The 19,829-nt window shown below is 73.2% G+C and carries 16 protein-coding genes and 1 riboswitch; of the genes, 5 read left to right on the top strand and 11 right to left on the bottom strand.

The features are described 5' to 3' along the window. Positions 1-49 precede the first annotated feature (49 nt). Complete coding sequence (locus AC4IJH_RS09260; RefSeq protein WP_490851086.1) at positions 50-1,198, bottom strand: ferrochelatase; 1,149 nt, start codon at positions 1,196-1,198, stop codon at positions 50-52. A gap of 148 nt (positions 1,199-1,346) precedes the next feature. On the opposite strand from AC4IJH_RS09260, the gene AC4IJH_RS09255 reads away from it, so the two are divergent. Continuing rightward, positions 1,347-2,606: an MFS transporter gene (locus AC4IJH_RS09255; RefSeq protein WP_490851085.1), complete on the top strand. Its 1,260-nt coding sequence runs from the start codon at positions 1,347-1,349 to the stop codon at positions 2,604-2,606. After that, positions 2,551-3,885, top strand: a complete 1,335-nt coding sequence (locus AC4IJH_RS09250; protein WP_490851084.1) for a D-arabinono-1,4-lactone oxidase — start codon at positions 2,551-2,553, stop codon at positions 3,883-3,885. Before AC4IJH_RS09255 ends, AC4IJH_RS09250 begins: the two co-directional genes overlap by 56 nt. Positions 3,886-3,941: 56 nt before the next feature. Here the strand turns inward: AC4IJH_RS09250 and AC4IJH_RS09245 are convergent, their stop codons facing one another. Further along, the gene (locus AC4IJH_RS09245) at positions 3,942-5,132 is read right to left on the bottom strand and encodes a hypothetical protein (protein WP_490851083.1); all 1,191 of its coding nucleotides are present in this window, start codon (positions 5,130-5,132) and stop codon (positions 3,942-3,944) included. A 497-nt stretch (positions 5,133-5,629) separates the two neighbouring features. On the opposite strand from AC4IJH_RS09245, the gene sepH reads away from it, so the two are divergent. Next, entirely contained in the window at positions 5,630-6,691 is a 1,062-nt protein-coding gene (gene sepH / locus AC4IJH_RS09240) for a septation protein SepH (RefSeq protein WP_490851082.1), read from the top strand. 59 nt (positions 6,692-6,750) lie between these two features. On the opposite strand, the gene AC4IJH_RS09235 is transcribed toward sepH, so the two are convergent. Then, positions 6,751-7,587, bottom strand: coding sequence for a sulfurtransferase (locus AC4IJH_RS09235; RefSeq protein ID WP_490851081.1), 837 nt, complete (start codon positions 7,585-7,587; stop codon positions 6,751-6,753). Between the two features lie 260 nt (positions 7,588-7,847). On the opposite strand from AC4IJH_RS09235, the gene AC4IJH_RS09230 reads away from it, so the two are divergent. Continuing rightward, a complete protein-coding gene (locus AC4IJH_RS09230) occupies positions 7,848-8,621 on the top strand; it encodes a VOC family protein (RefSeq protein ID WP_490851080.1) in 774 nt (257 codons plus the stop codon). 53 nt (positions 8,622-8,674) lie between these two features. Here AC4IJH_RS09230 and AC4IJH_RS09225 read toward each other — a convergent pair whose 3' ends face one another. The 4 genes from AC4IJH_RS09225 to AC4IJH_RS09210 form a co-directional block, all read right to left on the bottom strand. Then, entirely contained in the window at positions 8,675-9,328 is a 654-nt protein-coding gene (locus tag AC4IJH_RS09225; RefSeq protein ID WP_490851079.1) for a thymidine kinase, read from the bottom strand. Positions 9,329-9,384: 56 nt separating this feature from the next. Further along, on the bottom strand, positions 9,385-10,575 hold the full coding sequence (locus AC4IJH_RS09220; protein ID WP_490851078.1) for an alkaline phosphatase family protein: 1,191 nt from the start codon (positions 10,573-10,575) through the stop codon (positions 9,385-9,387). After that, positions 10,575-11,177, bottom strand: coding sequence for a DUF5998 family protein (locus AC4IJH_RS09215; protein ID WP_490851077.1), 603 nt, complete (start codon positions 11,175-11,177; stop codon positions 10,575-10,577). The genes AC4IJH_RS09220 and AC4IJH_RS09215 overlap by 1 nt, the downstream gene beginning before the upstream one ends. 99 nt (positions 11,178-11,276) lie before the next feature. Beyond that, complete coding sequence (locus tag AC4IJH_RS09210; RefSeq protein WP_490851076.1) at positions 11,277-14,075, bottom strand: bifunctional acetate--CoA ligase family protein/GNAT family N-acetyltransferase; 2,799 nt, start codon at positions 14,073-14,075, stop codon at positions 11,277-11,279. A 237-nt stretch (positions 14,076-14,312) separates the two neighbouring features. Between AC4IJH_RS09210 and AC4IJH_RS09205 the strand changes: the two genes are divergently transcribed. Further along, entirely contained in the window at positions 14,313-14,594 is a 282-nt protein-coding gene (locus AC4IJH_RS09205) for an HPr family phosphocarrier protein (RefSeq protein WP_003981826.1), read from the top strand. Positions 14,595-14,849: 255 nt separating this feature from the next. Here the strand turns inward: AC4IJH_RS09205 and AC4IJH_RS09200 are convergent, their stop codons facing one another. The 4 genes from AC4IJH_RS09200 to AC4IJH_RS09185 all read right to left on the bottom strand — a co-directional run bounded on the left by AC4IJH_RS09200 (position 14,850) and on the right by AC4IJH_RS09185 (position 19,767). After that, the gene (locus tag AC4IJH_RS09200) at positions 14,850-15,572 is read right to left on the bottom strand and encodes a GntR family transcriptional regulator (RefSeq protein ID WP_490851172.1); all 723 of its coding nucleotides are present in this window, start codon (positions 15,570-15,572) and stop codon (positions 14,850-14,852) included. A gap of 304 nt (positions 15,573-15,876) precedes the next feature. After that, complete coding sequence (locus AC4IJH_RS09195) at positions 15,877-16,668, bottom strand: M23 family metallopeptidase (RefSeq protein ID WP_490851075.1); 792 nt, start codon at positions 16,666-16,668, stop codon at positions 15,877-15,879. Between the two features lie 13 nt (positions 16,669-16,681). Continuing rightward, positions 16,682-16,837, bottom strand: a riboswitch (cyclic di-AMP (ydaO/yuaA leader). Positions 16,838-17,032: 195 nt separating this feature from the next. Continuing rightward, positions 17,033-18,400: a M16 family metallopeptidase gene (locus AC4IJH_RS09190; protein ID WP_490851171.1), complete on the bottom strand. Its 1,368-nt coding sequence runs from the start codon at positions 18,398-18,400 to the stop codon at positions 17,033-17,035. A gap of 20 nt (positions 18,401-18,420) precedes the next feature. Beyond that, positions 18,421-19,767 (bottom strand): M16 family metallopeptidase, encoded by a 1,347-nt coding sequence (locus tag AC4IJH_RS09185; RefSeq protein ID WP_490851170.1) that lies wholly within the window; start codon positions 19,765-19,767, stop codon positions 18,421-18,423. Between the last annotated feature and the right edge of the window lie 62 nt (positions 19,768-19,829).

The raw sequence follows: 19,829 nt of genomic DNA, 5'->3' as shown, positions 1-19,829 counted from the left end.
TTGGTCGTACGGACGGACCGCGTGGGTCCGGGTGGTCTCGGCGGCGCGCTCAGGTGCGGGCCGGCGCTCCCTGCCAGTCCTCGCCCGCGGCGGCCGGGCGCGGGGCGCGGGCCGGGCAGCAGCCGACCGGGCACAGGTCGTGGCTCGCGCCCAGGGCGCCCAGGGCGCAGCGCTCCGGGGAGCGCCCCCGCTCGCCGGCCGCGCGCTCCAGGATCAGGTCGCGCACGGCGGCGGCGAAGCGCGGGTCGGCGCCGACGGTGGCGGAACGGGCGACGGGCAGGCCCAGTTCGGCGGCCTTGGCGCTGGCCTCGGTGTCCAGGTCGTACTTGACCTCCATGTGGTCCGAGACGAAGCCGATGGGGGCCATGACGACGGCGGGCACGCCCTGGCCGTGCAGCAGCTCCAGGTGGTCGCAGATGTCGGGCTCCAGCCAGGGGATGTGCGGGGCGCCGCTGCGGGACTGGTACACCAGCTGCCAGGGGTGGTCGACGCCGGTCTCCTCGCGCACCGCCTGCGCGATCACCCGTGCCACATCGAGGTGTTGGGCCACATACGCGCCGCCCTCGCCGCCGGTGGTGTGGTCGGCGGGGGTGCCGGAGGTGTCGGCGGCGGCCGTGGGGATGGAGTGGGTGGTGAAGGCGATGTGCGCGCCGCTGCGGACGTCCTCGGGGAGCGAGGCGAGCGAGGCGAGGACGCCGTCGATCATGGGGCGTACGAAACCGGCGTGGTTGAAGTAGTGGCGCAGCTTGTCCACCTGCGGCAGGGGCAGGCCCTCCTGCTCCAGTACGGCCAGGGAATCGGCCAGATTCTCGCGGTACTGGCGACAGCCGCTGTAGGAGGCGTACGCGCTGGTGGCCAGGACCGCGATACGGCGGTGGCCGTCGCGCACCATCTCGCGCAGGGTGTCGGTCAGATACGGCGCCCAGTTGCGGTTGCCCCAGTAGACGGGAAGGTCCAGGCCGTGGTCGGCGAAGTCCTTGCGCAGGGCCGCGAGCAGTTCTTTGTTCTGGGCGTTGATGGGGCTGACGCCGCCGAACAGGAAGTAGTGCTGACCCACCTCCTTGAGCCGCTCACGGGGGATGCCCCGGCCGCGGGTGACGTTCTCCAGGAAGGGGACGACGTCGTCCGGGCCCTCGGGACCGCCGAAGGACAGCAGCAGCAGGGCGTCGTACGGGTGTGGATCGCACTGTTCGGGCATGCCATCGATCCTGCCACCCCCCACTGACAGCCCGAAAACCGGAGGCCCCGACGCGCCGGACGGCCGTAAGCTGTATCGGCCACCCACATCCCTTACCGGCCCGGCCGCCTTCCCCCGGCCCCGGCCGCCACCCCCGGCGGAGCCCTCCTTGCCCAGTCCCTACCGCGCCATATTCGGCCGCCCCGGCACCAAGTCGTTCTCCGCCGCCGGACTCTTCGGCCGTATGACGCTGTCCATGCTCGGCATCGGCATCGTCACGATGGTCTCCCAGCTGACCGGCCGGTACGGGCTGGCCGGCGCGCTCTCGGCGACGGTGGCACTGTCCGCCGCCGCCCTGGGGCCGCAGGTCTCCCGCCTGGTGGACCGGCACGGGCAGCGCCGGGTGCTGCGCCCGGCGACGCTGATCTCCCTCGCCGCCATCGCCGGTCTGCTGCTGAGCGCCCAGCAGGGCTGGCCGGACTGGACGCTGTTCGTCTTCGGCGCCTGCGCCGGGTGCGTACCGAGCGTGGGGTCGATGATCCGGGCCCGCTGGGCGGAGATCTACCGGGGCTCCCCGCGCGAGCTGCACACGGCGTACTCGTGGGAGTCGATCGTCGACGAGACCTGCTTCATCTTCGGCCCGATCCTGTCCATCGGGCTGTCCACGGCGTGGTTCCCCGAGGCCGGTCCGCTGCTGGCGGCCGTCTTCCTGGCCGTCGGGGTCTTCTGGCTGACCGCACAGCGCTCCACCGAACCGGTGCCGCACCCGCGCGAGCACCACAGCAAGGGCTCCGCGCTGCGCTCACCGGGCCTGCAGGTGCTGGTGGCCACGTTCGTCGCCACCGGCGCGATCTTCGGCGCGGTGGACGTGGTGACCGTGGCCTTCGCCGAGGAGGAGGGCCACAAGGCCGCCGCCAGCCTGGTGCTGGCGACCTACGCGCTGGGGTCCTGTCTGGCCGGAGTGGTCTTCGGACTGCTGCATTTCAAGGGCCTGGCCGCCCGCAGGTGGGTGGTGGGAGTCTGCGCGATGGCCGTGAGTATGATCCCGCTCCAACTGGTCGGGAACCTTCCGCTCCTGGCCGTGGCGCTCTTTGTCGCGGGCCTGTCCATCGCGCCGACGATGGTCACCACCATGGCCCTCGTCGAGCAGCACGTACCACGCACGAAGCTGACCGAGGGCATGACCTGGACGAGCACCGGGCTCGCGGTCGGCGTGGCACTGGGCTCGTCGGCCGCCGGCTGGGTGGTGGACGCGGCCGGCGCCGGGCGGGGGTACTTGGTGCCGATGGTGGCGGGGGTGCTCGCGGCGGCGGTGGCGTTCCTCGGATACCGCCGGCTGGGTCCGGCGGCGCAGCGTGAGGGGATGGGCGCAGATGACCGGGACGACCGGGACACGCAGAGCGATCAGAACGGATCACGGGTGGCGTAACTGGGCGGGGAATGTCACTTCCCGTCCTGTACGGACCGTATCGCCCACCTCCGCCGAGGAGTTGGCCGCCGCACTGCGGAGCGCGGCGCAGGAGGGCCTGACGGTCAAGGCGGCCGGCACGGGGCACTCCTTCACCGCGGCCGCCGCCACCGAGGGGCTGCTGGTACGGCCCGAGGGGATGACCGGCATCCTGGCGCTGGACCGGGCCGCCGGCACGGTCACCGTCGCGGCCGGCACCCCGCTCAAGCACCTCAACCGGGCACTGTCCTCCCAGGGGCTGTCGCTGGCCAACATGGGCGACATCATGGAGCAGACGGTCGCCGGCGCCGTCAGCACCGGCACCCACGGCACCGGCCGCGACTCGGCCTCACTCTCCGCCCAGATCACCGGGCTCGAACTGGTCACCGCCGACGGCTCGGTACTGGCCTGCTCCGCCACGCACAACGCGGACGTCTTCGCCGCCGCCCGGGTCGGGCTCGGCGCACTGGGTGTGATCACGGCCGTCACCTTCGCCGTGGAGCCGGAGTTCCTGCTCACGGCCCGCGAGGAACCGATGCCCTTCGACCGCGTGACGCAGGAATTCGATCAACTCGTCATCGAGAACGAGCACTTCGAGTTCTACTGGTTCCCGCACACGGGCAACTGCAACACCAAGCGCAACAACCGCAGCCAGGGCCCCGCGGCCCCGGTCGGCAGGGTCAGCGGCTGGATCGAGGACGAGCTGCTGTCCAACGGCGTCTTCCAGGTGGCCTGTTCGGTGGGCCGGGCGGCACCGGCCGCCATCCCCGGCATCGCCAAGGTCTCCAGCCGCGCCCTCTCCGCCCGTACCTACACCGACATCCCTTACAAGGTCTTCACGTCCCCGCGCCGGGTGCGCTTCGTGGAGATGGAGTACGCCGTGCCGCGCGAGGCCGCCGTCGGCGCGCTGCGCGAGCTGCGGTCCCTGATCGAGCGCTCGGGCCTGCGGGTCAGCTTCCCGGTGGAGGTGCGCACCGCACCCGCCGACGGCATGTGGCTGTCCACCGCCTCGGGGCGGGACACCGCCTACATCGCGGTGCACATGTACCGGGGCACCCCGTACCACGCCTACTTCACGGCGGCCGAGCGGATCATGACCGCCTGCGGCGGGCGCCCGCACTGGGGCAAACTGCACGGCCGCGACGCCGCGTACCTGCGCAGTGTGTACCCGCACTTCGAGGAGTTCGCCGCGGTGCGCGACCGGCTGGATCCGCAGCGGCTGTTCGCCAACGGCTATCTGCGGCGCGTCCTGGGCGAGTGACACGCTCCGGCCCCCGGCACGGGTGCCGGGGGCCGGAGGTCACAGCCTGCCGCGGGTCACGAGGACTTCGGGTCCGGCGCCTGCTGCTGCCCCTCGGGCTTCTGCTGACCGCCGCCCTTGTTGTCGCCGCTGCCGCCGCCGCTGTCGGTGCCGCCCTTGTTGCCGGTGCCACCGCTGTCACCGGCGCCGCCGTCGGCCCCCGTCCCGCCGTCGGCGCTGCCGGACTTGTCCGGCGACGGAGTCGGCGTGGGGGTCGGGGCCGGCTTGCCCGAGTCGCTCGGGTTCGGCGAGGGAGTGGGCGTCTTGCCGCCCGTACCGCCGTCCGTACCGGGGGACGGACTCGCGTCGGGGGACGGCTTGCCGGAGCCGCCGGTGGTCCCTTCGCCGGTGGAGTGGCCGGGCGAGGGGGTCTGCGGGGTGGAGGGGGTCTGGTCCTGCTTCTTGCCGCCACCCCCGGGGTTGCCGACGTTGGAGATCCAGGTGCCCTTCTCCTTGCCGTCCACGGTGTGTCCCGAGATCAGCTCGTAGCCCGTGATGATGCCCATCGCCAGCACGAAGACCACCACCGCCGGGATCAGCGCCCGCCTCCAGCCGCGCCACTTGGTGCCGTACGTCGCCGTGCTGATCTCTTCCGGCTCCTGGCCCGCGCCGTGCGGCAGCGCCGTGGCGCCGGCCGGGCGGGGCGAGGCCTGCCCCAGGGCCATGGTCGGGTCGTCCAGCCGGGGCACCATCTGGGTCTTGTCGGTGGGCCGGGGCGCGGGGGCCGTGCCGTCCGGGCGCAGCACCCGGGTCTCGTCGGCCTGCGGCAGCATCTGTGTTCGGTCCGCGTCGGGGCCCGGCCGGTGGCCGGTGGCCGGGCCCTGCCCGCCGCCGTCACTGTCCGTAGCCGCCGCCACGGAAGTGATCCCGTCCTCGGCACCGTCCTTGTCGAACGTGGGCAGCACCATCGTGGATCCGTGCGGTGGGGTGCCCGTGCGCCGGGAGGCGCTGCGCGGCTTGGGCCGCGTGGTGACCGTCGCTTCCTTGATCTGCTCGCCGGTACGACGGAAGAGGTGCTGGAAGAGCGTGCCACCGGTGGTGGCCACCACGCTCACCACACCGGCACCGATGATGGTTCCGTACACGCCGAGCTGGCCCGCGAGGAAGGCGGCGACGGCGGCCGCGAGGGCGCTGCCGGCGACCTGAGCCACGCTGAGGTCGATCCGCCGCTGCTTCTTCTTTGTCGCGCTTTCGCTCTTCTCGTCCATCTCCAGCCCTTGATCGCCCCTTCAATCCATCTTGCATGGACTAGGGACATTTGGGCGAAGTCCGTAGTTCCGATTCTGGGGATTGTGTGAACCTCGACACCCGAATCCAAGGTAGAGAGGTCGACAAGGCGACCCAACTCCGTTGCCCCCGCACAACTTCGGCGGCGCGGCGGGTCCACCTCAGTGGCCCGAATGGAGTACTGTGGCGAGCCCTGGCCCGGTATCCCGTCCGGCTGCCCGGACCCACGGGAGGGGCCTGAAGGCGGCACTCGCCCCGGGGCGCCGCCGCTCGGTACGGGTGACTGGAGCACAGGACTACCGACACGGTCACTGAGCGTTGCGAAGAGGTAACCGTGTCATAACGGCGTTTCGGGGCCAAGCCCCGACACGCCGGGCAACTCGGCAATGTTGTGGCAGGCTGCACCCGGGCAGGCCACACTCGACTAGCGGAAGCAGCGACGCACGTGACGTCGGCAGGCACCACCCGGGAGGTCCCCATGCCCGAACTGCGTGTCGTGGCCGTCTCCAACGACGGCACACGGCTGGTGCTCAAAGCTGCGGACAGCACCGAGTACACGCTTCCGATCGACGAGCGGCTGCGCGCCGCGGTCCGCAACGACCGCGCGCGGCTCGGCCAGATCGAGATCGAAGTCGAGAGTCACCTGCGCCCGCGTGACATCCAGGCGCGTATACGAGCCGGCGCCTCCGCGGAGGAGGTCGCCCAGCTCGCCGGCATCCCCGTGGACCGCGTGCGCCGCTTCGAGGGCCCTGTCCTGGCCGAGCGTGCGTTCATGGCCGAGCGGGCCCGCAAGACTCCCGTACGGCGGCCCGGTGAGAACACGGGGCCGCAGCTGGGCGAGGCGGTCTCCGAGCGGCTGCTGCTGCGCGGCGCCGACAAGGAGACCGTGCAGTGGGACTCCTGGCGCAGGGACGACGGCACCTGGGAGGTGCTGCTGGTCTACGGCGTCGCCGGTGAACCGCACTCCGCGAGCTGGACCTACGACCCGCCGCGGCGGCTCGTCCAGGCCGTGGACGACGAGGCGCGGGCGCTGATCGGCGAGACCGACGACACCCCCGAGCCCAGCTTCCCGTTCGTGCCCCGCATCGCGCGGCTGCCGCGCGACCGGCCGCTGGACCGCGCCCTGGACCGGCAGTCCACGCCGGGCCCGGAGCGCGCCGCCGCGGGCGGCGAGGAGAGCGAGGCGCGCGCCGAGGAGGGCATCAGCGAGCGCGAACGCGACTCGCTGACCAGCCTGCTGGAGGCGGTGCCCAGTTTCCGGGGCGACATGGTCGTACCGGATTCGGCCAAGTCCCCGCCGGACGAGGCACCCGCCGAGGAGGCGGAGGCCGAGGAGCCGCCCGCCCCCGCGGCGAGCGCGGGTGCCGGTTCGGCGTACGCGGACGTGCTCATGCCGCGGGCGGTCTCCGGGCACCGGGACCGGCTCACGGGCGTGACCGACCGCCAGGCCGAGGCGGACGGGGTCCGGCCCGGGCGGCGGGCTGCCGTGCCGAGCTGGGACGAGATCGTCTTCGGGACACGGCGCAAGAAACAGGACTGAGCGGTACGCACCGGGCCAGGCCGCGCAAGCGTGGCCTGGCCCCTCCCTCCCCAGTCCCCTCAGCCCGGCTCGCCTCCCGTGGCCACCGGGCGCGACGGGTCCGCGGACCACTCGCTCCAGGAGCCGACGTACAGGGCGGCCGGGACGCCCGCGACCGCCAGGGCGAGGACCTCGTGGGCGCCGGAGACGCCGGAGCCGCAGTACACCCCGACCTCGGCGCCCGGCTTCGCGCCCAGTGCGGCGAAGCGGCCCGCGAGATCGGCGGCCGGGCGGAAGGTGCCGTCGGCCGTCACGTTCTCCGAGGTGGGGGCCGACAGGGCGCCCGGGATGTGGCCGCCGACGCGGTCGATCGGCTCGACCTCGCCGCGGTAGCGCTCCGCCGCCCGCGCGTCCAGCAGCACGCCCCGCCGGGCCAGCGCCGCCGCGTCGTTCGCCGTCAGGAGCGGGAGCGCACCGGGGGCGGGTGTGAAGTCGCCGGGCTCGGGGGCGGGAAGGTCCGTGGTCAGGGAGTTGCCTGCCGCGGTCCAGGCGGCGAGGCCGCCGTCCAGGACGCGGACCGAGGGGTGGCCCGCCCAGCGCAGCAGCCACCAGGCGCGGGCCGCCGCCCAGCCCTGGCCGCCGTCGTACACGACCACCGGGCGCTGCGCGCGGACCCCGGCCCGGCGCATGGCGCGGGCGAAGACGTCCAGGTCCGGGAGCGGGTGGCGGCCCGCGGGGCCGGCCGGGCCCGCCAGTTCCCGGTCGAGGTCGACATAGACCGCGCCGGGGAGGTGGCCCTTGTCGTACTCGGGGCGGCCGGGCGGGCCGCCGAGCTGCCAGCGCACGTCCAGGAGGACCGGCGGGGCCTCCCCCGCCGACTCGCCCACAAGTTCGGTAGCGGTGATGATGGCATTCATGGGTGACATCCTTGCGTAGGCACTCCTACGTAAAGAAGCCCTCAGGCTGCCCTGCCTGCGGCGGAGCCGGACCTGACGACTACGGCGCTGAAACGGTAGCGAAACATCAAATCGGGCATTCTCCTGCGGAGACGTGCGGAAAGCGGCGCGGCCGGGGCGCGCGGCAGGTCGGGGGGTGCGAGCATCTGCTCGGGAGCTGGCGTTTTGTGCGCCCCAGTCCCGCACGGTCACCACCCCGATGGTCCGAGGAGAGAGTGACGATGACGACCGAGGCAGCGACTCGGCGGACGCCCGGTGCGCCCTGCTGGGTGAGTCTCATGGTGCACGGCCTGGCGGCGACGCAGGAGTTCTACGGTGCGTTGTTCGGCTGGGAGTTCAGGCCGGGCCCGCAGCATTTCGGCCCGTACGTCCGCGCGTATCTGGGCGGACGGGAGGTGGCCGGGATCGGTGAGCTGGCCTCCGACCGCCATCTTCCGGTCGCCTGGACCACGTACCTGGCCAGTGAGGACGCGGACGCGACCGCCGAGCAGATCCGCTGCTGCGGCGGCACGGTCGGCGTCGGGCCGCTGGACGCCGACGAGGAGGGGCGGATGGCGATCGCCTCCGACCCGCAGGGCGCCGTCTTCGGCATCTGGCAGGGCAAGGCGATGAGCGGTACGGCGGTGGTCGGCGAGCACGGGACGCCGGTGTGGAACGAGCTGGTGACGCGGGAGACCAGCGGCGTCGGGAAGTTCTACGAGTCGGTGTTCGGCTTCGAGGCGGAGGCTGTGGTCTCGGCGGACTTCGACTACCTCACGCTGCATCTGAAGGGGCAGCCGGTGGGCGGCATCCACGGGGTGGGCGGCGCGCTGCCGCGCGACCGCGGGCCGCACTGGATGACGTACTTCGCCGTCTCGGACACCGACGCGGCCGCGCGCCGGGTCACGGAGCTGGGCGGGCAGGTGCTGCGGCCGCCGCGGGACTCCTCGCACGGCCGCCTGGCCACGGTCTCCGACCCGGAGGGCGCCGTCTTCACGGTGATCCAGCAGCAGTAGGTGCGCGGCGCAGGCCGGGGCCGTGGCGCGCCTGCCCGGCCCCGCGCCCCGTATCAGCGCATCGAGTCCACGGGGAGGACGTCCGGGGAGAGCGCGGCGGCGTGTGCGCTGGCGGAGGTCTGGCGGCGCCGGTGGTGCCGGCGGCAGAGCACCTCGTAGCCGACCTCGGCCTCGTCGGGGGTGACATCGCCGACCACGACCTGTGCGCCCTCGACCACCATCAGGCCGCCGACGGTACGGGCGTTGTGGGTGGCCCGGGCACCGCACCAGCACAGCGCCTCCACCTGGAGCACCTCTATGCGGTCGGCCAGCTCCACCAGGCGCTGGGAGCCGGGGAAGAGCTTGCTGCGGAAGTCGGTGGTGATGCCGAACGCGAAGACGTCCAGCTCCAGGTCGTCCACGACGCGGGCGAGCTGGTCGATCTGGGCGGGCGCCAGGAACTGCGCCTCGTCGACGATGACGTAGTCGACCCGGCCGCCGGAGGTGAGGTGGCCGACGAGGTGGACGTAGAAGTCCAGGTCGTCGGCGGCCTCGACGGCTTCGGTGACCAGACCGAGGCGGGAGGAGAGCTTGCCGTGTCCCGCGCGGTCGTTGCGGGTGTAGATCATCCCTTGCAGTCCGCGGGCCGAGCGGTTGTGCTCGATCTGCAGAGCGAGGGTGCTCTTTCCGCAGTCCATCGTTCCGGAGAAGAACACCAGCTCGGGCATGGGGAGTTGCGGGCCTTTCGGGCTCGTACGAACAGTGGGGGGAAGAGACAGCGGGGTCAGGTGCGGACTTCGAGGAGGGGGACGAGCTGCTCGACGGGGGTCATCGAGCCGTGCATGCCCACCATGGCGGACTCCCGCGGCTCGGTCTCGCTCGCCACGATCACCATGTCGGCGTGCGCGGCCGCGACGACGTCGCCGATACGGGCCCTGACCCTCTCGTCGATGTGCGGACCGAACCACCCGGCGGCGATGGCCTCTTCGCGGCTCGCTACCCACATATGTTCCCCGACGACCTCGCGCCATACCGCGAGCACGTCGGCGGCGGCGCCGGGGTGGGCGTACAGGTGCCGGGCGCGGCCCTCGCCGCCCAACAGGCGCACCCCGGCCCGCAGTTCCCAGTCCTCGTCGAAGTCGATGCGCGACTCCGCGTCGAAGGGAATGTCGATCATGCCGTGGTCGGCGGTGATGTAGAGGGCCGAGCGCGGCGGGAGCTGTTCGGCCAGGCGCTGCGCGAGGCGGTCGACGTACATCAGCTGGCCGCGCCAGGCGTCGGAGTCCACGCCGAAGCGGTGGCCCTTGCCGTCGACCTCGGAGTAGTAGGTGTAGACCAGCGTGCGGTCGGCGGCGCCGAGCTGGGCAGCGGCCAGGTCCATGCGGTCCTCGCCGGAGAGCCGCCCGTGGAAGGTGCCTCCGCTCAGCGCGATCTTGGTGAGCGGGGTGTGCTGGAAGTTCGGCGAGGAGACCTGGCAGGTGCGGATGCCCGCGGCGTCCGCCAGCTGGAAGACGGTCGGGTACGGCTGCCAGGTGTGCGGGTCGGTCCAGGGCTGCCAGCGCAGCTGGTTCATCAGCTCGCCGGTGGCCGGGTCCTGGCAGGTGTAGCCGGGCAGGCCGTGGGCACCGGGCGGCAGCCCCGTGCCGACCGAGGCGAGCGAGGTCGCGGTGGTGGAGGGGAAGCCGGCGGTGAGCGGGCGGCCGGTGTTGTTGAACGAGCTGGCCAGCAGGGAGGTCAAGAACGGCGCCTCGTCCGGGTGGGCGCGCAGCAGCTCCCAGCCCAGGCCGTCGATCAGGAAGACGCAGACGCGGTCGGCGGGGGCCAGCTCCATGGCCGAGGACATGCCGGGCAGGCCCTGGCCCGCGGTGACGGCGGGCAGCAGGTCGGCCAGGGAGCCGGTGCCGTACCGGGGCACGGGGGCGGTGGCCAGGTCGAGCGGTTCGGGGTCGGGCCAGGCGGGGGCGGGGTGGACCATCAGCGGGCGGTGCCGGTGGCCGCCGTGGCCGCGGTGGCCTCGGAGAGCGCCTGGGCGAAGGCCAGGGTCTGGCGCACGGTGTCCGGCCCGTCGCCGGCCTCGCTGACGCGCAGCGAGAGGTCGTCGGCGGTGGAGGAGCCCGTATAGCCGTGGTCCGCCTCGCAGTTGGGGTCGCCGCAGCTGGCGGGCTCCAGGTCCAGGCGGGAGACGGCGCCCCAGCCGATGGTGAGGACGACCTCGCGGGGCAGCTGCCCGGGGGTGTAGGACTCGGGGTTGGCGACGACCCGGCTGAGCACCACCGAGGAGATCCGGCCGAGCTTGACGGACTCGGTGGAGGTGGTGGCGTACGGGGAGGGGGAGGTGGCGTCGGCGGCCTGCTCGTCGGTGTGGCTGACGATGAAGCGGGTGCCGGTCAGGACCAGAACCGTGACATGGCGGCGCACCTCGTTGGCGTCGAAGGTCGTCTCCTGGTGCACCAGGTACGACACCACCGGCTCGCCGCCGACCGCGGCCTGCACCGCTTCGGCCACGAGGGCCGGGTAGTAGCCGCTGCGCTCGATCGCCGCGCGCAGCCCCTGGGTGGTCGTACCGGTCTTAGCCATGGAATCCATCCTAAGGGGCCGACCGGCCTGTACGGGCCCCGCCTGCCTCGCCCGTATCGCCTTCGTACGGGCTTTCGCGCCCGCCCGGCCCCAGGGGCGTCAGTAGGCGGGCAGGCGGCGCGGGCCGAGGTCGGTGGTGGCCGGCGGGCGGGCCAGGCGGACGGTGGCGCCGAGGACGAAGGCGCCGTGCGGGGCGACGACGACGGGCTCCAGGTCGACGCCGACCACCTCGGGGTGGTCGTCCACCAGGCGGGAGACGCGCAGCAGCAGCTCCTGGAGGGCGGCGGTGTCCACCGGCTGGGAGCCGCGCCAGCCGAACAGCAGCGGGGCGCTGCGGATGGAGCGGATCTGGTCGGCGGCGTCGCGGTCGGTGGCGGGGATGAGGCGGTGTGTCACATCGCCCAGCAGCTGGGAGGGGGCGCCGGACAGGCCGAAGGAGAGCACGGCGCCCGCCGCGGGGTCGATGGCGGCGCGGATGACGGTGTCCACGCCGCGCGCCACCATGGCCTGGACGACCGGGCGCAGCTCCTCGGGCTTGCCCAGGGAGTCGGTCAACTCGGCATAGGCGCGGCGCAGTTCGCTCTCGCCGGGCAGGTCCAGGCGCACCCCGCCGAGGTCGGGTCGGTGGCGCAGGTGCGGGGCGGTGGTCTTCAGGGCGACGGGGTAGCCCAGGCGGGCCGCCGCGGCCACGGCGGCGTCCGGGTCGGGGGCGGGCAGCGCGGAGCGTACGGGGATGCCGTAGCGGGCGAGCAGGGCGCGGGCGTCGTCGGGCGGCAGCGGTACGGAGCGGGGCGGCGCTGCCGGGTCGGCGCCCGCGGTCAGCTCCTGGAGGAGCCGGTCGATGTCGGCGCCCGCCGCGGCCTCCTGGATGTCGTCGTACTCGGGCACCCGGCCGGGCTCGGCGGCCTGGCCACGCCAGGTGGCGTAGCGCACGGCCTCGGCCAGCGAGCGCACCGCCCGCTCGGCGGCGGGGTAGGCGGGGATGCGGGGGCTGTCGTCGTCGGCGGGGGCCGCGAGGGCGGCGGCGAGGGCGTCCATGGCCAGGTGGGCGGCCACCACGGGCTTGCCGGGGGCCTCGGCGGCGGCCCGGCGCAGGGCTGCGGCCAGGGCCGCGCCTTCGCCGGGAGCCGCGCTCTCGGCGGTCTGGGCCCTCTCCTCCCCCACCCAGGGCACGGCGGTGACGACGACGGCGTCGCAGTGGCTGCCCGCCAGGGCCTCGGTCAGGGCCGTACGGAAGTCCGCCTCGCTCGCCGAGGAGGGCAGGACGTGCGGTGTGAGCGGGCGCAGCCCGTCGGTCAGGCAGGCGTCGTAGGCGAGCAGGGCGAGGGCTTCGGAGTTGCCGAGGATGGCGATGCGCGGGCCGGCGGGCAGCGGCTGGGAGGCCAGCAGCAGCCCGGCGTCGATGAGTTCGGTGACGGTGTCCACGCGGATGACGCCGGCCTGGCGCATCAGGGCGGCGACCGTGCTGTCGGGGATGCGGGTGGTGGGGACGGCGTGGCCGGGCGGGGCGGTGCCGTTGTGCCGGGCGCCCTTGGCGACCACGACGGGCTTGACGGCGGCGGTGCGGCGGGCCAGGCGGGTGAACTTGCGGGGGTTGCCGATGGATTCGAGGTAGAGGATGGCGACGTCGGTGGCCGGGTCCTCGTACCAGTACTGCAGGAGGTCGTTGCCGGAGACGTCGGCGCGGTTGCCCGCCGAGACGAAGGTCGAGATCCCGGCGAGGCCGCCATCGCCGGGGCCGCGCTGGTCCAGGCCGCTGAGCAGGGCGATGCCGATGGCGCCGGACTGGGTGAACAGGCCGATGCGCCCGGCGCCCGGCATCCGGGGGGCCAGGGAGGCGTTGAGGCGGACGGCGGGCGCGGTGTTGATCAGGCCGAAGGCGCTGGGGCCGACCAGGCGCATGCCGTAGGAGCGGGCCTGCTGCAGCAGGGCGCGCTGGCGCTCGCGGCCTTCCGGGCCTGCCTCGGCGTATCCGGAGGAGAGGATGAGCAGGCCCTGGACGCCGTGTTCGCCGCAGTCGCGGACGACGTCGGGTACGTGGGCGGCGGGCACCGCGATCACCGCGAGGTCGACGGGGCCCGAGATCTCGCCGACGGAGCGGACGGCCTCGACGCCCTCGGGGTCCAGGCGGGCGGTGTCTTCGGGGAAGGCGTGGTTGACCGCGTACACCCGGCCGGTGAAGCCGGAGTCCAGCAGGCCGCGCAGGGCCGTGCGGCCGACGCCGCCGGGGGCGCGGCCGGTGCCGATGACGGCGACGGAGGAGGGGGCGAGCAGGCGCTGGACGGAGCGGGCCTCGGCGCGCTGTTCCCGGCCGCGCATCACGGCCATGGACTGCTCGGTGGGCTCCAGGCCGAACTCCAGGCGGACGACGCCGTCTTCGAAGGTGCGCTTCTGGGTGTAGCCGGCGTCCGTGAACACCTTGATCATCTTGGTGTTGGCGGGCAGCACCTCGGCGGCGAAGCGGCGGATGCCGCGCTCGCGGGCGACGGCCGCGATGTGCTCCAGCAGCGCGGAGGCCACCCCGCGGCCCTGGTGGGCGTCCTGGACGAGGAAGGCGACCTCGGCCTGGTCGTCGCCGGGGCTCTTGGCGGGCAGTCCGCGCTCGTCGATGCGGTCGTAGCGGACGGTGGCGATGAACTCGCCGCCCACCGTGGCCGCCAGGCCCACCCGGTCGACGTAGTCGTGGTGGGTGAAGCGGTGCACATCGCGGTCGGACAGGCGGGGGTAGGGCGCGAAGAAGCGGTAGTACTTCGACTCGTCGGAGACCTGCTCGTAGAAGGAGACCAGGCGCCCCGCGTCGTCGGGGGTGATGGGACGGATGCGCGCGGTGCCGCCGTCACGCAGCACCACGTCGGCTTCCCAGTGGGTCGGGTAGGCGTGGTCCGACGGGGTCTGCATGCGGCAAGCGTACGGGCCGGGGGCGGCGAGGGGCGGTGCGGCGGCGCATCGGGGCCGCAGTACGTCACGGCCGCCGCCCGCTGCGCCGGGTACCGCGGCTCGGCATGCGACCGAGGGGCGCGGCAGGCACTCTGGAGGGCGCAGGGTCGGCGGGATCACGGCGAGCGGGTTACCGGAGCACTCCCGTCCGCATGAGAGACTGGTCTAGACAACCGTAACGACTTGAAGGGCACCACCATGGCTGAGCGCCGCGTCAATGTCGGCTGGGCCGAGGGCCTGCACGCCCGCCCCGCCTCGATCTTCGTCCGTGCGGCCACCGCCTCCGGCGTCCCCGTGACGATCGCCAAGGCCGACGGCAACCCGGTCAACGCCGCCTCCATGCTGGCGGTCCTGGGCCTGGGCGCCCAGGGTGGCGAGGAGATCGTCCTGGCCTCGGACGCCGAGGGTGCCGACGCCGCGCTCGACCGTCTGGCCAAGCTCGTCGCCGAGGGCCTCGAGGAGCTCCCGGAGACCGTCTGAGCCCTTCTCGACCTCAGCGTGCGCGGCCCCGCCGCGGCAGCCGGACCACGGCAGCCGCGCCGGGGCCGCTTCGTTTTCCCACCGCACACACCGGAACACCGCATTGCACACCGCGCCGGATGAATTCACTTCCGGGCACGCCGAATGGTGCGGGAACGCGGCACGGCGAAAGCACTGTGCGGCAAAAGCTTCGTGCCGAAAATGCGCACGGCGCAGCAATTCCTCGATTCCTCCGTGTTGTATACGGCAGCATTGTTAAGTGCGGACGCGCGCCGTGTTGACGGGGTGTTTCGGCTCCCTCACAGCGCCGTGGGCCACCGGCCGCCGCAGCCGGTGGGCGGGCAGCGAGCGCTCGATGTGCGCGGCCATCAGGGCCCGCGCCCGCTCCGCGTCCCCGCGGGTCACCGCGTCCACCAGCGCCCCGTGCTCGCGCCAGGACTCCGCCTCGCGCGCTGCGAGAAATTCGCGGCGCGCGGCGCCTCCTTGGGCGGGTGGGGGCGGGAGGCGGGCGGGGTCCACCGTGTACATCCAGTCGATCTTGCGGCGGAGCTGGGTGAGCAGCGCCGTCAGGCTCGTACTGCCGCAGGCCTGGGCCAGCGTCTGGTGGAACCAGGCGTCCAGGCGCCGCAGGTCGGCCCCGTGGCCGCCGTGCCGGGCGCGCTCACGGCCCAGGCGTACGAGGCCGTGCAGCACCTTCAGGTGCGCCTCGGTGCGGCGGGCGGCGGCGCGGGCCGCGCCCATCGGCTCCAACAGGGCGCGCACGTCCAGCAGATCGGCCGCCTCCTGCTCGGTGGGCTCGGCCACCACGGCGCCCGCGTGCCGGCGGGTGGTGACGAAGCCCTCGGACTCCAGGGTGCGCAGGGCCTCGCGTACGGGCACGCGGGAGACGCCGTAGCGGCCGGCCAGCAGCTCCTCGATCAGGCGGCTGCCGGGCGCCAGGGCACCGCGGACGATGTCGTCGCGGATGGCCGCGCACACCGCGTGCCCGGGAATTCCCGGGGCGTTCGCCGCTCCCGGAACGCCAGCACCGTTGTCACCGGGAACCGAGCCTCGCATCGTCCGCGCCTCCGCCGTAATCCCGTGGAAACACCGCCGCTCGACGGCAATTTGAGACTCTATTCGAAAGGGCCCGGCTTTTTCATGGGGCCGGTGAATTCATGGATATTTTTTGGCCATGAAGAGGGCGGCCTGACGCGGCGGCGCCGAAATGCCCCGACCCCGGCGGGCAGGGCTGCCGGCCGGGGTCGGGGGAAGGACGCGAAATGCGCCGGGGCTGTTCGCCTCAGATGTTGACGCCGTGCGAGCGCAGGTACGCGACGGGGTCGATGTCCGAGCCGTAGTCGGCGCCGGTGCGGGCCTCGAAGTGCAGGTGCGGGCCGGTGACGTTGCCGGTGGCGCCCGACAGGCCTATCTGCTGCCCCGGGGTGACGGTCTGGCCGACCGAGACGCCGATGGAGGACAGGTGGCCGTACTGGGTGTAGGTGCCGTCGTTCATCTTGATGACGATGTTGTTGCCGTACGCACCGCCCGGGCCGGCCTCGACCACGGTGCCCGAGCCGACCGCGTGCACGGACGTGCCGGTGGCGGCGTGGAAGTCGATGCCGGTGTGGCTGCCGGAGGACCACAGGCCGCTGGAGGCCTTGTACTGGGTGGAGACGTAGGAGCCCTCGATCGGCGCGTTGTAGGAGAGCAGGCGCTTGCGCTCCGCTTCACGGGCGGCGCGCTCCTTCTCCTCGCGCTCCTGCTTGGCCTTCGCCTCGGCCTTGCGCTTGGCCTCCTCGGCGCGCTGGGCGGCCTCGGCCTCGATCTTCTCGCGGGCGGCGTCGGCCTCGGCGGCCTCGCGCTGGGCGTCGGCCTGCTCGGCGACCACGTCGGCCATCTCGTCGCTGATGACGATGGTCTTCAGGGTGCCGGTGTCCTGGGCGCTGTCGTCCGCGGTGGCGGCCATGGCCGGGGAGGCGACGGAGGCGACGACGCCGGAGGCGGCGAGCGTGGCTATGCCGGCGATGTTGCGGGTCGTACGAGCGGTACGGCTCGGACGGCGGTGCTTCCCGGTGGCACGGGTGAAGGCCATGTGCTGGCTTCGTCCTTTCCTTCCTTCTCGCCTACCGGGTTAGCTGACGGGTTCGGAGCAGGAAGGTCTCCTACGAACTCCTCCTGGAAGGAGTCCGATTCACCCCAGGGGACGGTGGGTCCCCGGCTCCCCTGGCTCGCGCCGTACGGGGACTCGGCGATGGCTGCCCGGCGCCGCGGGTGCGGCTCACATCTGACGGACAGCGGGATTGACGCTAAACGGCCCGTCTTTCAATCGGCAAACAGAACCCGTGCTTTGTGCCGTACGCCACATGGGCAACAAGCAACCAGCGCCAACAAATGGGACAAACGCGGGGCCCGGAGTGCGCTCGCACCCCGGGCCCCGCGTCCGCTCGGCGGTGGCGTCAGCTGCTGACGACCGTCACCTCGCCGATGCCCAGCGCCCGCACGGGCTCGGCGATCTCGGAGGCGTCGCCCACCAGGACCGTGACGAGCCGGTCCACGGGGAAGGCGTTGACGGCGGCGGCGGTCGCCTCGACCGTGCCGGTCTCCGCCAGCCGTGCGTACAGCTGCGCCTGGAAGTCGTCCGGGAGGTGCTGCTCGACCTGGTCGGCGAGCGTCCCGGCGACGGCGGCGGCGGTCTCGTACTTCAGCGGGGCGACCCCGACGAGGTTCTGCACGGCCACATCGCGCTCGGCGTCGGTCAGGCCCTCGGCCGCCAGGGTCCGCAGCACCTTCCACAGGTCCTCCAGCGCGGGGCCCGTGGAGGCGGTGTCGACCGAGCCGCTGATGGCCAGCATCGCGGCGCCCGTGCCGTCCCCAGAGGAGCGCAGCACCTGCCCGAAGGCGCGCACGCCGTAGGTGTAGCCCTTCTCCTCGCGCAGGACGCGGTCCAGGCGGGAGGTGAGCGTGCCGCCCAGGCAGTACGTGCCCAGCACCTGGGCCGGCCAGACGCGGTCGTGCCGGTCGGCGCCGATACGGCCGATCAGGAGCTGGGTCTGTACGGCGCCGGGGCGGTCCACGATCACCACGCGGCCGGTGTCGTCCGCGGTGATGGGCGTGGCCGCGACGGGCTCGGCGGTGGAGCCGGTCCAGGCGCCGAGGGAGTCCGCCAGGGCCTGGTCCACGTCCACGCCGGTGAAGTCGCCGACGATCACGGCGGTCGCGGTGGCGGGCCGTACATGGGCCTCGTAGAAGGCGCGTACGGCGGCCGCGTCGATGCGCTCGACCGTTTCCTGGGTGCCCTGGCGGGGCCGGGACATCCGGGAGGTGGCCGCGAAGAGCTCCTTGGACAGGGCCATCGCGGCGCGCCGGGCGGGGTTGGCCAGCTCGTGCGGGATCTCGTCCAGGCGGTTGCCCACCAGGCGCTCGATCTCGCTGTCCGCGAAGGCCGGGGCGCGCAGGGCGTCGGCCAGCAGGCCCAGCGCCTTGTCCAGGCGGGAGGCGGGCACCTCCAGGGAGACCCGCAGGCCGGGGTGGTCGGCGTGCGCGTCCAGGGTGGCGCCGCAGCGCTCCAGCTCGGCGGCGAACTCCTCGGCGTCGTGCTTGTCGGTGCCCTCGGACAGGGCGCGCGCCATGATCGTGGCGACGCCGTCCAGGCCCTCGGGCTCGGCGTCCAGCGGCGCGACGAGGTTGACCTCGACGGCGACGACCTGCTGGCCGGGGCGGTGGCTGCGCAGCACGGTCAGCCCGTTGGGCAGCTGCCCGCGCTCGGGGGCCGGGAAGGCCCACGGCTTGGGCGCGCCGGCCTGCGGCTGCGGGTGGAAGGTCATGGTGCTGGTCACGGCGTCGCTCACTTCGCCGCCTCCTCGTCGTCGTTCTCGTCGGCGTCCGCACCGGCGCCGGCGACCGGCTCGTACACGAGCACCGCGCGGTTGTCGGGGCGCAGCCGGGCCTTGGCGACCTCCTGCACCTCCTGCGGGGTGATGTCCAGTACGCGCTGGACCGCGGTCAGGGCGAGCTGCGGGTCGCCGAACAGCACGGCGAAGCGGCACAGTTCGTCGGCGCGGCCGCTGACGGTGGCCAGCCGGTCCAGCCACTCGCGCTCCAGCTGGGCCTGTGCGCGCTCCATCTCCTCGGGGCTGGGGCCCTCCTCGGCGAAGCGGGCCAGCTCCTCGTCCACGGCCCGCTCGATGTCGGGGACCTCCACGCCGCCGGAGGTCTTCACGTCCAGCCAGCCCAGCGAGGGCGCGCCGGCCAGCCGCAGCAGGCCGAAGCCGGCCGCGACCGCGCTGCGGTCCCTGCGCACCAGGCGGTTGTAGAGGCGGGAGGACTCCCCGCCGCCGAGCACGGTCAGCGCCAGGTCGGCGGCGTCCGCCTCACGGGTGCCGTCCTGGGGCAGGCGGTAGGCGGCCATCAGGGCGCGCGAGGGCACCTCTTCCTCGACGACCTCGCGCAGCTCCTGGCCGATGACGTCGGGCAGCGAGCCGTCGCGCGGCGGCTGCTTGCCGTCGTGGGAGGGGATGGAGCCGAAGTACTTCTCGATCCACGCCAGGGTCTGCTCGGGGTCGATGTCGCCGACGACCGAGAGGACGGCGTTGTTGGGCGCGTAGTACGTACGGAAGAAGGCGCGCGCGTCCTCCAGGGAGGCGGCGTCCAGGTCGGCCATCGAGCCGATGGGGGTGTGGTGGTAGGGGTGTCCGTCCGGGTAGGACATGGCCGTCAGCTTCTCGAAGGCCGTGCCGTAGGGGACGTTGTCGTAGCGCTGGCGGCGCTCGTTCTTGACGACGTCGCGCTGGTTCTCCAGCGACTCCTCGTCAAGAGCGGTCAGCAGGGAGCCCATGCGGTCGGCCTCCAGCCACAGCGCGAGCTCCAGCTGGTGGGCGGGCATGGTCTCGAAGTAGTTGGTGCGCTCGAAGCTGGTGGTGCCGTTCAGGGAGCCGCCCGCGCCCTGGACCAGTTCGAAGTGACCGTTGCCCTCGACCTGCGCGGAGCCCTGGAACATCAGGTGCTCGAAGAGGTGGGCCAGGCCGGTTCGGCCCTTGACCTCGTGGCGCGAACCGACGTCGTACCACAGGCAGACCGCGGCGACCGGGGTCAGGTGGTCTTCGGAGAGCACCACGCGCAGGCCATTGGCCAGCCGGTGCTCGGTTGCTGTCAGGCCGCCGGAGCCGGCTTTTTCCGTGGCCGTGTGACCCATGGGCATGTACGTCCCTTCGATCCGCTTGCGATGAGGTTCTGTCACTGTATGCAAGCGCGTCG

The organism is Streptomyces sp. UF-297, from assembly GCF_058245575.1.
This window is presented reverse-complemented; position numbering and strand designations above follow the sequence as displayed.

Excerpts from the sequence above, each read along its gene's own strand:
- AC4IJH_RS09185 (WP_490851170.1), bottom strand. The coding sequence starts at position 19,767 with ATGGGTCACACGGCCACGGAAAAAGCCGGCTCCGGCGGCCTGACAGCA.
- AC4IJH_RS09195 (WP_490851075.1), bottom strand. The coding sequence starts at position 16,668 with ATGGCCTTCACCCGTGCCACCGGGAAGCACCGCCGTCCGAGCCGTACC.
- AC4IJH_RS09250 (WP_490851084.1), top strand. The coding sequence starts at position 2,551 with ATGACCGGGACGACCGGGACACGCAGAGCGATCAGAACGGATCACGGG.
- AC4IJH_RS09245 (WP_490851083.1), bottom strand. The coding sequence starts at position 5,132 with ATGGACGAGAAGAGCGAAAGCGCGACAAAGAAGAAGCAGCGGCGGATC.
- AC4IJH_RS09260 (WP_490851086.1), bottom strand. The coding sequence starts at position 1,198 with ATGCCCGAACAGTGCGATCCACACCCGTACGACGCCCTGCTGCTGCTG.
- AC4IJH_RS09215 (WP_490851077.1), bottom strand. The coding sequence starts at position 11,177 with ATGGCTAAGACCGGTACGACCACCCAGGGGCTGCGCGCGGCGATCGAG.
- AC4IJH_RS09235 (WP_490851081.1), bottom strand. The coding sequence starts at position 7,587 with ATGAATGCCATCATCACCGCTACCGAACTTGTGGGCGAGTCGGCGGGG.
- sepH (WP_490851082.1), top strand. The coding sequence starts at position 5,630 with ATGCCCGAACTGCGTGTCGTGGCCGTCTCCAACGACGGCACACGGCTG.
- AC4IJH_RS09230 (WP_490851080.1), top strand. The coding sequence starts at position 7,848 with ATGACGACCGAGGCAGCGACTCGGCGGACGCCCGGTGCGCCCTGCTGG.
- AC4IJH_RS09205 (WP_003981826.1), top strand. The coding sequence starts at position 14,313 with ATGGCTGAGCGCCGCGTCAATGTCGGCTGGGCCGAGGGCCTGCACGCC.
- AC4IJH_RS09190 (WP_490851171.1), bottom strand. The coding sequence starts at position 18,400 with ATGACCTTCCACCCGCAGCCGCAGGCCGGCGCGCCCAAGCCGTGGGCC.
- AC4IJH_RS09220 (WP_490851078.1), bottom strand. The coding sequence starts at position 10,575 with ATGGTCCACCCCGCCCCCGCCTGGCCCGACCCCGAACCGCTCGACCTG.
- AC4IJH_RS09210 (WP_490851076.1), bottom strand. The coding sequence starts at position 14,075 with ATGCAGACCCCGTCGGACCACGCCTACCCGACCCACTGGGAAGCCGAC.
- AC4IJH_RS09225 (WP_490851079.1), bottom strand. The coding sequence starts at position 9,328 with ATGCCCGAGCTGGTGTTCTTCTCCGGAACGATGGACTGCGGAAAGAGC.